A 9,859-nucleotide genomic window follows, 5' to 3' on the forward strand; every position below is an offset into this window, starting at 1 on the left:
CTTGGGTGAGCGAGTTTGCTGTCTGCGCACAGGATTTGGGTGGCGATTGTCTGTCTCTGCACAGGATTCGGGCGGGCGGATTATGTTGGACCGAACAGGGGGACGTTCTACGTGATGAAGGGGCCGCCGTGCTCGAGGTGTTTCTGGTCGACGACCACGAGATCGTGCGGCGCGGGTTGATCGACCTGCTCGAGGGTGATCCTGAACTCACTGTGATCGGTCAGGCAGGTGGGGTGGCCGAGGCGATGGTGCGGATCAGGGAGACCCGGCCCGATGTGGCGGTGCTCGATGTCCGATTACCCGACGGCAACGGCATCGAGCTGTGCCGCAATCTGCTGGCCGAGTTCGAAGACCTGCGCTGCCTGATCCTCACCTCGTTCTCCGACGAGCACGCCATGCTCGACGCCATTCTGGCCGGTGCCAGCGGATATGTGGTGAAGAACATCGACGGGATGAAGCTGGCCGACGCGATCAAGCAGGTAGGCGCCGGTCACTCCCTGCTCGACACCCGCGCGGCCGACGCGCTGCGCGCCCGGCTGCGCCGCAGCACCGAACCCACCGGTCCCCTCGCGGGTCTGACCGACCAGGAACGCCGCCTGCTCGAACTCCTCGGCGAGGGGCTGACCAACCGTCAGATCGCGGCCCGCATGTTCCTGGCCGAGAAGACGGTCAAGAACTATGTCTCGCGCCTGCTGGCCAAACTCGGCGTCGAACGCCGCACCCAGGCCGCGGTGCTGGCGACCAAGCTGCGCGAACCGTAGAAATCAGGACGGGACGACGATGGTCAGGTCCCCGTCGTAGCGGCGGTAGAGCAGGTTGCCCCGGCCGCTGTGGCTGTCGGTGAAGAACAGATACGGTAGGCCGCCACGGCACAGCACGTCCGAGGCCTCGTCCTCGGCATAGACCGGGGCCGCGTCCTGCACCACCCGCACCGGCATGGCGCTGGCGGTGAGCGGCAGGTGCGCGGAGTCGCCCGCGGCGACGGTGCGGTGCTGGCGGGCCAGGCGAACGCCGTGCGGGTCGGCCCAGGTGACGATGGCGTCCTCGCCGGTATCGGCGTCGGTGAACAGATACGCGTCGTAATCCATCGCGTCCAGCACAGTGCTGGCTTCCAGCGGGGTACCGGTCATCAACGCGCAGTCCTTGCGGCGGATGATCGGGCGGGTCTCGGTGACCTGCGCCAGCGGGCGGCGGGCCGGGTCTGGCCAGGCGCCACGTGCTTCCTTACCAGCGCGGCGCGCCAGCTGACGATCCAGGCGTTCGGCGGCGAACGTCACCGCGAACCCACCCGGCCCGGTGACCTGCACGCGGGTGAGGGTGTCGTTGGTGCGGATGTTGGCCTGCACGAGGGTCGGCTCGTCGTTTCCGCGCGGAGCGGTGACGCGCACGCGGGCCGGACTGTCGAGATGATGACGCCGCATCACGCGGGTGATGGCACGCACCGCGCGGGTGACGTCTTGAGCCGGTACCTCGCCACGGGTGGTCACCGCGAGCTCGGGGTCGGCGGCGGTAGTCCAGTGCTGGGTGCTCGACAACGAATACATCTCTTGCCCCACTTCTCGATCCGGCGTCCCCCCGCTGCCCTATGCCACCACTGTGCGCGGTGCGGTAGAAGGGCCGAAAGTCCCCAACCTCGAGGACTAGACTTCTCCTGACTCGGTACGAAGGTGGGCGGCGACGGGATACGGCGATGGCGAATGACGGTCGGAGCGGCCGCTATTCGGCGGGCCGCACCGCGTCTCAGCAGCGCCTGCGCGCCCTGCTCGGCGAGGTGGCCGACCGGGTCGAGGTGATGATCGGCTCGCGCGACCGGATGGACGGCCTGGTCGAGGCCATGCTCACGGTCACCGCGGGCCTCGATCTCGACGACACCCTGCGCACCATGGTGCGCACGGCGATGAACCTGGTCGATGCCCGCTACGGCGCGCTCGCGGTCCGCGGGCACGGTCAGCAGGTCGCGCAGTTCATCGACGAGGGTATGCCCGAACACATCCGCGACCGGATCGGGCGATTACCGGCGGGCCGCGGTGTGCTCGGCGCCGTGTTCGCGGAGAAGGCACCGCTGCGGCTCGACGATCTCACCGAGCACGAGTCCTCGGTGGGTTTCCCGCCCGGCCACCCGCCGATGCACTCGTTTCTCGGTGTCCCCGTGCGCATCCGGGACGAGGTGTTCGGCAGCCTGTACCTGACCGAGAAGTCCGACGGGCAACCGTTCACCGAGGAGGACGAGGTGCTCGTCCTCGCGCTGGCCGCGGCGGCGGGTATCGCGGTCGACAACGCGCGCCTCTACGAGCAGGCGCGCACCAGACAGGCCTGGATCGAGGCGACGCGCGACATCGCCACCGAATTCCTGGCGGGCACCGAATCCGACCGAGTACTCGCCCATGTGGTCGACCACGCCCGCGGGCTGACCGGTTCGCACCAGGCGTTTCTGGCCTCGGTACCGGTGCCCGACGAATCCCCCGGTGAGGTCAGCGAATTGGTCGTCACCCAGTGGACCGGGCCCGACGCAGGCCAGGACTGGCAGACGATCCCGATCGCGGGCACAGTTCTCGGCGACGCCTTCAGCAGGCGAACACCGCTGCGCTTCGACGACGTGTCCGAGGTCGTCCTCGGCGTCGACTTCCCCGTCGCCGAATTGCCCGGTGCCGGACCGGCTCTCGTCCTTCCGCTGTGCACCCCCGACGCCACGCTCGGCGTGCTGGTGACCATCCGCCCGCCCGGTTTCGCGCCCTATTCCGACGAGATGCTCGAGCTCACCGCCGCGTTCTGCGATCAGGCGGCGCTGGCGGTGCGCCTGGCCGACGCGCAACGTCGGATGCGGGAGCTCGATATCGTCGCCGACCGCGACCGCATCGCCCGCGACCTGCACGACCATGTGATCCAGCGCCTGTTCGCGATCGGCCTCACCGTGCAGGCCACCATGCCCAAGGCGGTCGTTCCCGAAGTGCGGCAACGACTTTCGACGGTCATCATGGACCTGCAGGAAGTGGTGCAGGAGATCCGCACCTCCATCTTCGACCTGCACGCCAGCGGTTCGGGCCACAGCGAGGGGTTACAACAGCGGCTCGAACTGGCGATCCGGCGCCAGACCGCCGACATCGCGATGCGCGCGACCATCCAGGTATCGGGCCCGCTCTCGGTGCTCGACCCGCAACTGGCCGATCACGCCGAAGCCGTTGTGCGCGAGGCGGTGAGCAACGCGGTGCGTCACTCCGGCGCCGACACCGTGGCCATCGTGATCGAGGTGGCCGACGATCTCACCATCACCGTGAGCGACAACGGGTGGGGCATCCCGAACCACGTCGTCCGCAGCGGGCTGCGCAACCTCGAGCAGCGCGCGCTGGAGGCGGGCGGCCGGTTCCAGATCGCGCCCGCGGTGCGAGCCGACGCCGACGGCGACCATTCGGAAATGCCGGGCACGCGGCTGCGCTGGGCGGTTCCGCTCCCGCAGGACCAGCCGACCACCGGCGGTTTCGCCCTGGCGGGCGGGCCGGAGGCAGGCGAGGACTGAACCTCAGGCCGGACCGACGACGAGGGCGGAGTTGTTGCCGCCCATCCCCATCGACAGATTCACGGTGAGGCCACCGCGCATCGGTGTCGGCCCGTCGAGCAATCGCGGATGCGCGGGCGCGACGACCGGTGCCGACGCGACGACGCCGGTGTCGTAGGACAGCGCGATCAACGCCAGTTCGACGGCCGCCGCGGCGCCCTGGCAGTGACCGGTGAGCGGCTTGACCGAGATGATCGACGGTTGGTCGTCGAAAACGGTGGTGAGCACGTCGCGTTCGGCGGCGTCGCACTGGCGGGTGCCGGTGCCGTGGGCGTTCACGTAGTCGACCTCCGATGCCGCTACCCCGCTGTCGCGCAGTGCTTTCCGGACGCATTCGAGATACTGCTCGTGCGTCGGCTCGACCGAGACCACGTGGTAGGCGTCGTTGTTCATGGCACCGCCGAGCACCCGCGCATAGGGCTGATCCACCGCGTCGGTGAGCAGCACCGCCACCGACGCTTCCGCCATCACGAACCCCAGGCTGCCCTCCTGGAACGGGCGGCACGCGGTGAACGGGTCCACATCGGACACGGCCGCGCCCATCCCGACGAAATGCTCGAGCATCTCCGGAGTGGCCGACAGGTCGGTGCTCACGCACAGCACGTCGTCCACCAGGCCCGCGTCGCGCCACTGCCGCGCCGTGAGCACGGCGACATTGCCCGAACTGCACGCCGCCGACACGTTCATGGCGGGCCCGTGGAAGCCGTACTGCTGCATCACCACCGAGATGGGGGTCGAGGGCAGCATCGGCAGGTAGTCGCGGGAGCGGCGGTGCGCGCCGTCGCGCAGGTAGAAATCGCGCCAGTCGGCCACGTCGCCGAGGGTGATGGCGTGCACCAGGCCGACCGTTCGGCCCTCCTCGCGCCAGCCACGCGCGCGGGCGTCGGCCACCGCCTCGGCAGCCGAGGCGACCACGGCGCGCCCGAACAATCCGCGACCGTGCGCCGGGTCGCCGCCGTCCGGAATCCGGCCGACCCAGGCGTGCTCGTCACGTCCCGGCCCGTAACCCGGATACAGACCGGCGGCCGGTTTTCCCCCCAGCACCCCCTGAAACAATTGTTCACGGCCCCAGCCGTAGCCGGAGACCACACCGATACCACCGATCGACATAGAATCGACTCGGTGGGCCATGCCGCCGGGACGTCCTTCCGGTCTCACGTCGCTCCTCGCGGATCTCGTCGAGGGTCACCACGATAGTCCGGTGCGTCATCCGAAGACCAGGCCGAGATCGGGGGTATCGCAGTGAGACAAACCGACACCGACGCGGCGAACGCCGAGCTGCTCGCCCAGCGGTACCGCTCGCTGGTCGAACACACTCCCGATGCCATCTGCGTGCACGAGGCGGGCGTCATCGTCTACGTGAACCCGGCGATGGTGCGACTGCTCGGCGCGCACACGGCCGAGGACCTGCTCGGCTTGCGGATCACCCATTTCGTGCATCCCGACTCCATTCCGGCGATGCTCGACCGGATCGCCCAGCTCACCGCCGAGGGCGCGGCGTCACCGCCGACCGAAATGGACCTGTTGCGCATCGACGGGCAGAAGGTGCCCGTGCAGACGGTGTCGGTCCTCACGGCCTGGCAGGGCGAGCTGGCCTATCAGGTGGTGGTGCACGACCTGACCGCGCAGCGGGCCGCCGAGGCCTCCGCACGGCAGGCCGAGGCGTACTTCACCACCGTGGTCTCCCAGCTCGAGGAGGGTGTGCTGGTCGTCGACCGGCGGGGCAGGCTCGAATCGATCAATCCGGCGGGCAGGCGCATCCTCGGCATCGCCGACTCCGCGCCGGTCCTCGGTGCGCGTTTCGACGAGCTCCCCGTCACGATGATCGACTGGGAGGGTCAGCCGCTGCCCGTGGGCAGGCATCCGATGGCGCACACGTTGACGACCGGCGAGCCGGTGACGCGGTTCGTGTTCGGGGTGCGCCGGGCCGACGGTCAGCAGGTGTGGCTGTCGTGTAACTGCCGGCTGCTCAATCCCGACAGCCCGGACTCGGCGGGGGTGTCGTCGTTCGCCGATGTCACCGAATACCGGGCAAGCAAGATGCAGCTCGAGTACCAGGCCACCCACGACGCGTTGACGGGACTGGCGAACCGGTCGCTGATCCTGTCGCAGTTGTCGGCGGCACTGGCCGACGAGGGCGGCGCTCTGGTCACCACCGTGCTGTTCATCGATCTCGACGGCTTCAAGGCGATCAACGACACTCTCGGCCACGCCATCGGCGACACGGTCCTGCAGATCGTCGCCCAGCGGCTGCAACGCGCTCTGCGTGCCGAGGACTTGGTGGGCAGGCTCGGTGGGGACGAGTTCCTCGTGCTGCTCGCCGGGCACCCACAGCGCACCGATCTGCCCCGTCTGATCGAACGGCTGCGCGTCACCATGGCCGAGCCGATCATCGCGAGCGGGCATCGTCTCGAAGTCAGCGCCTCGATCGGCGTCACCGAACTCGGCCCGCACGAGCGCCGCACTCCCGAAGCCGTACTGCACGACGCCGATCTGGCCATGTACCGCGACAAGCCCTCCGGTCGCCGCAACCACACCACGCACGCGTCCTGACAAACTGGTCGGCGTGATCGTCGAACACGCCCTGCTGCCCGTCCGTCCCGGTTCCGCCGCCGCCTTCGAAGCGGCCTTCGCGCAGGCCTACCCGATCATCGCCGGTATGCCCGGCTTCGGCGGGCTGTCGTTGTCACAGTGCGTGGAGCGGCCCGACACCTATTTGCTGCTGGTGCGGTGGGCGCGGCTGAGCGATCACACCGAGGGGTTTCGCGGGTCGCCGGAATATCAGCGCTGGCGTGCGCTGTTGCATCACTTCTATGAGCCTTTCCCGGTGGTCGAGCACTTCACGCCGGTGACCGGTGACGAAGTCTTCCCCGCGACGGGCGCGCTGCCGTCCGGGGGCAAGTAGACTCGACAACTCTGTTCTCAACGCGGTGACAAAGGAGTCCTGTTTTGCCCGACCGCCTCGCCGACGACCGCGCAACCGCCGACCAGGGCGGGCGCGGCCGCGAGATCGAACAGGAACAGCAGTACCTCACGGTGCTCTACGACCGCCTCGACGCCATGCGCGACTACGCGCAGAACCGGCTCAAGACCGTGCTGTTGGAAGCGGGCGGGACCCCGCAGGCGCGCAGCGAACGCGAGTCGTTCACCGCGCTCTACAGCGAGGACCTGGCCAAATACGACGCCGCCGAGCACGGTTTGTGCTTCGGCCGCATCGACCTGGACGCCACCGAGGACGCCGCCCGCTACATCGGGCGCCTCGGCATCCTCGACGAGGACAACGACTACGAGCCGCTGCTCCTGGACTGGCGCGCTCCCCTGGCGCGCCCGTTCTACCTGGCGACCACCGCCAATCCCGAGGACGTGGTCCGCCGCCGTCACATCCGCTCACGCAACCGCACGGTGACCGCGATCAACGACGAGTACCTCGACCTCGGCGCCGCCGAACGCGACGGCGCGGTGGGTACCGACGACGGTGTGGGCGGCGAGAGCGCCCTGCTCGCCGCGCTGAACGCGGCCCGCACCGGGCACATGAACGACATCGTCGAGACGATCCAGAGCGAACAGGACGCGATCATCCGCTCCGAGCACAAGAGTGTGCTCGTGGTGCAGGGTGGGCCGGGCACCGGCAAGACGGCGGTGGCGCTGCACCGGGCCGCCTACCTGCTCTACACCTTCCGCCAGCAGCTGGCCAAGAGCGGTGTGCTCATCATCGGCCCGAACGCCACCTTCCTCGACTACATCGGGCAGGTGCTGCCCTCGCTCGGTGAGACCGGTGTGCTGCTGTCCACCATCGGTGACCTGTATCCGGGGGTGAAGGCGGTCCGCGAGGATTCGCTGCGCGCGGGTGAGATCAAGGGTTCGCTCGACATGCTCGAGGTGCTCAAGCAGGCGGTGCGCGACCGGCAGGAAGTGCCCGCGGAACCGGTGCGGCTCACCTTCGACGGCTACCCGGTGCTGCTCGACCGCAAGATCGCGACCCGGGCGCGTGGCCGGGCTCGTTCCTCGCGCCGTCCGCACAATCTCGCGCGGCCGATCTTCGCCTCGTCGGTGATCGACGCGCTCACCGATCAGCTGGCCGCGACGATGGGCGCCGATCTGTCCGGCGGCACCAGCCTGCTCAGCTCTGCCGATCTGAGCGAGATCGGCGACGAGATGCGCGCCGACCCGCAGGTGCAGGCCGCGATCAGCGCGCTGTGGCCGGTGCTCTCCCCGCAGGAGGTCCTGGCCGATCTGCTCGCCGACCCGGCCCGGCTCGACCGCGCCGCCAAGTCGCTGAGCCCCGAGGACCGTGCCGAACTCGTCCGCCCCGACGACGGCACATTCTCCGCCGCCGACGCACCGCTGCTCGACGAACTGGCCGAACTGCTCGGCGTGGACGACACCGAGGAGCGCGAACGGGCCCGCCGCCGGTGGCGCGCGCAGCTGGCCGAGGCCCAGGACGCACTCGACATCCTCACCGGTTCCGCGCCCCAGGACATCGAAGACGAACTCGACCCCGAGATCCTCATGGCCTACGACCTGATCGACGCCTCCCAGCTGGCCCAGCGCCAAGAGTTCGGCAACCGGCAGACCACGGCCGAACGCGCCGCGGGCGACCGCACCTGGACCTATGGACACGTGATCGTCGACGAGGCGCAGGAACTGTCGGAGATGGCGTGGCGAATGGTGATGCGCCGCATCCCGAATCGCTGGATCACCGTCGTCGGCGACGTCGCCCAGACCGGCGACCCGGCGGGCGCGTCGTCGTGGCAGCGGGTGCTGGAACCCTATGTGGCCAAACGCTGGAAGCTCACCGAGCTCACGGTCAACTACCGTACGCCCGCCGAGATCATGGCCGTGGCCGCCGATGTCCTCGCCGCCATCGATCCCACCGCCCAGGCACCGCGCTCGGTCCGCGAAACCGGCAATCCCCCTCGCGCACATCGTATTTCGCCTGCGGAAGTACAGGACCAACTGGCCCGGCTGATCGCCGCCGAGCAGGCCCCCGGAACCGCCGCCGTCCTCGCCCCCGCCGCGCTCGTCCCCGAATTGTCCCCGCTGGCAGGCGAATCGGTGCAGGTCCTCACGGTGCACGACGCCAAGGGCCTGGAGTTCGACCGCGTGTACCTGGTGGAACCCCAGGCCATCGTCAAGGAGTCCCCGCGTGGCCTCAACGACCTCTACGTCGCGCTCACCCGCGCCACCCAGCGGCTCTCGGTGGTGCACACCGAAGAGCTCCCCGAGGTGTTGTCCACGCTCGCGTGAAGCGCGCCGAGCGGGTCAGCGGGGCGCGCACAGCAGCCCGTCGACAAGCGCGGCCAGTCCGGCGCCATAGGAGCTCGTCGCGTCGAAATCGGTCCAGCGAGAACCGATTTCGGCCAGACGTGGCGTCGTCGCGGCGTCCAGGGTCGCGAACACCTCGTCCCGATAGGTCGGCCCCTGCGCGCCCCGGCGAGCGGAGCGCGCGGCGATGATGAGCGCACCCGCGGTGTAGTGCCAGACCGCGCGATAGGCCTCGGCCGCCCGGTCGAGCGACAGACCCGCCGCGACCCCGGCGTCGATGATGGTCTCGGGAAACCACAGCGCCGAACGCCCGAAAAGATCGCCGTCGACGAGGACCTCGACCACCCACGGCCGGGCGGCCAGCACATCGTGCATCGCCGTGGCGGCTACCAGAATTCGCTGCCGTGGATCGTCGGGCAGCTCCGGCCACTCGACCTGATCAGCGTAATCGTCGAGGAGTAGCCGCAGCAGCGCGTCCTTGTCGCGGACGTGGTGATAGAGCGCCATCGGCGTACAGCCGAGTTCGGTGGCCAGCCTGCGCATCGTCAGCTTCTCGACGCCGTCGGTGTCGATCACACCGTGGGCGGCGGCGACGATGTCGGCGCGAGAGATTCGGGCCGGTCTTCCGGTGCGCGACGAGGTTGCCATAGGTCCATCTTGACCCATCAGCGGGCTCAGGTCTGGACAGAGGTCCGCCGTCGAGTTAGTTTTTATACATGTATAACAACTCTTCACCCCCGCGCTCCGGCGCCGCACTAACCGCCGTTGCCGTCGCGCAATTCATGGTCGCGCTCGACATGGCGGTCGTGAATGTCGCACTCCCCTCGATCGGCGACGCACTCGGCTTCACGCCCCTGGACCTGGCCTGGGTCGTGCATATCTACGCGCTGACCTTCGGCGGATTTCTGCTGCTCGGAGGTAAGGCGTGCGATCTGTACGGTCGGCGACGGCTGTTCACCGCCGGTTTGATCGCCTTCGGCATCGCCTCTCTCGTCGGCGGGCTCGCGCAGGCACCCTGGCAGCTGGTCGCCGCGCGCGCCG

Annotated in this window: 9 protein-coding genes; 6 read left to right on the plus strand and 3 right to left on the minus strand. The window is 69.0% G+C overall.

Translation table 11 applies throughout. The annotated features are described in order from the left end of the window. Positions 1 to 128 precede the first annotated feature (128 nt). Entirely contained in the window at positions 129 to 761 is a 633-nt protein-coding gene (locus NI2_RS31230) for a response regulator transcription factor (RefSeq protein ID WP_067498562.1), read from the plus strand. A 3-nt stretch (positions 762 to 764) separates the two neighbouring features. Here NI2_RS31230 and NI2_RS31235 read toward each other — a convergent pair whose 3' ends face one another. After that, the gene (locus tag NI2_RS31235) at positions 765 to 1,544 is read right to left on the minus strand and encodes a sigma 54 modulation/S30EA ribosomal C-terminal domain-containing protein (RefSeq protein ID WP_067498565.1); all 780 of its coding nucleotides are present in this window, start codon (positions 1,542 to 1,544) and stop codon (positions 765 to 767) included. A 146-nt stretch (positions 1,545 to 1,690) separates the two neighbouring features. Between NI2_RS31235 and NI2_RS31240 the strand changes: the two genes are divergently transcribed. Next, a complete protein-coding gene (locus NI2_RS31240) occupies positions 1,691 to 3,514 on the plus strand; it encodes a sensor histidine kinase (protein ID WP_067498569.1) in 1,824 nt (607 codons plus the stop codon). 3 nt (positions 3,515 to 3,517) lie between these two features. Here NI2_RS31240 and NI2_RS31245 read toward each other — a convergent pair whose 3' ends face one another. After that, on the minus strand, positions 3,518 to 4,663 hold the full coding sequence (locus NI2_RS31245) for a beta-ketoacyl synthase N-terminal-like domain-containing protein (protein WP_067498572.1): 1,146 nt from the start codon (positions 4,661 to 4,663) through the stop codon (positions 3,518 to 3,520). A gap of 132 nt (positions 4,664 to 4,795) precedes the next feature. Here NI2_RS31245 and NI2_RS31250 point away from each other — a divergent pair, with 132 nt between their 5' ends. Genes NI2_RS31250 through NI2_RS31260 form a run of 3 tightly spaced genes read left to right on the plus strand, consistent with a single transcriptional unit; the run spans position 4,796 to position 8,800 of the window. Next, positions 4,796 to 6,106: a diguanylate cyclase domain-containing protein gene (locus tag NI2_RS31250; RefSeq protein WP_067498575.1), complete on the plus strand. Its 1,311-nt coding sequence runs from the start codon at positions 4,796 to 4,798 to the stop codon at positions 6,104 to 6,106. A 13-nt stretch (positions 6,107 to 6,119) separates the two neighbouring features. Further along, positions 6,120 to 6,458 carry an antibiotic biosynthesis monooxygenase family protein gene (locus NI2_RS31255; RefSeq protein WP_067498578.1) on the plus strand — a complete coding sequence of 113 codons (339 nt, stop codon included), beginning with the start codon at positions 6,120 to 6,122 and terminating at the stop codon, positions 6,456 to 6,458. A gap of 44 nt (positions 6,459 to 6,502) precedes the next feature. Continuing rightward, positions 6,503 to 8,800 carry a HelD family protein gene (locus NI2_RS31260; protein ID WP_067498581.1) on the plus strand — a complete coding sequence of 766 codons (2,298 nt, stop codon included), beginning with the start codon at positions 6,503 to 6,505 and terminating at the stop codon, positions 8,798 to 8,800. Between the two features lie 15 nt (positions 8,801 to 8,815). Here the strand turns inward: NI2_RS31260 and NI2_RS31265 are convergent, their stop codons facing one another. Next, positions 8,816 to 9,466, minus strand: coding sequence for a TetR/AcrR family transcriptional regulator (locus NI2_RS31265; protein WP_133734250.1), 651 nt, complete (start codon positions 9,464 to 9,466; stop codon positions 8,816 to 8,818). Between the two features lie 68 nt (positions 9,467 to 9,534). Here NI2_RS31265 and NI2_RS31270 point away from each other — a divergent pair. After that, a partial coding sequence (locus tag NI2_RS31270; protein WP_157104703.1) for an MFS transporter occupies positions 9,535 to 9,859 on the plus strand: 325 nt, incomplete at its 3' end.

This window comes from Nocardia ignorata NBRC 108230 (genome assembly GCF_001612905.1).
GTDB lineage: Bacteria > Actinomycetota > Actinomycetes > Mycobacteriales > Mycobacteriaceae > Nocardia > Nocardia ignorata.

Excerpts from the sequence above, each read along its gene's own strand:
- NI2_RS31265 (WP_133734250.1), bottom strand. The coding sequence starts at position 9,466 with ATGGCAACCTCGTCGCGCACCGGAAGACCGGCCCGAATCTCTCGCGCC.
- NI2_RS31240 (WP_067498569.1), top strand. The coding sequence starts at position 1,691 with ATGGCGAATGACGGTCGGAGCGGCCGCTATTCGGCGGGCCGCACCGCG.
- NI2_RS31235 (WP_067498565.1), bottom strand. The coding sequence starts at position 1,544 with ATGTATTCGTTGTCGAGCACCCAGCACTGGACTACCGCCGCCGACCCC.
- NI2_RS31245 (WP_067498572.1), bottom strand. The coding sequence starts at position 4,663 with ATGTCGATCGGTGGTATCGGTGTGGTCTCCGGCTACGGCTGGGGCCGT.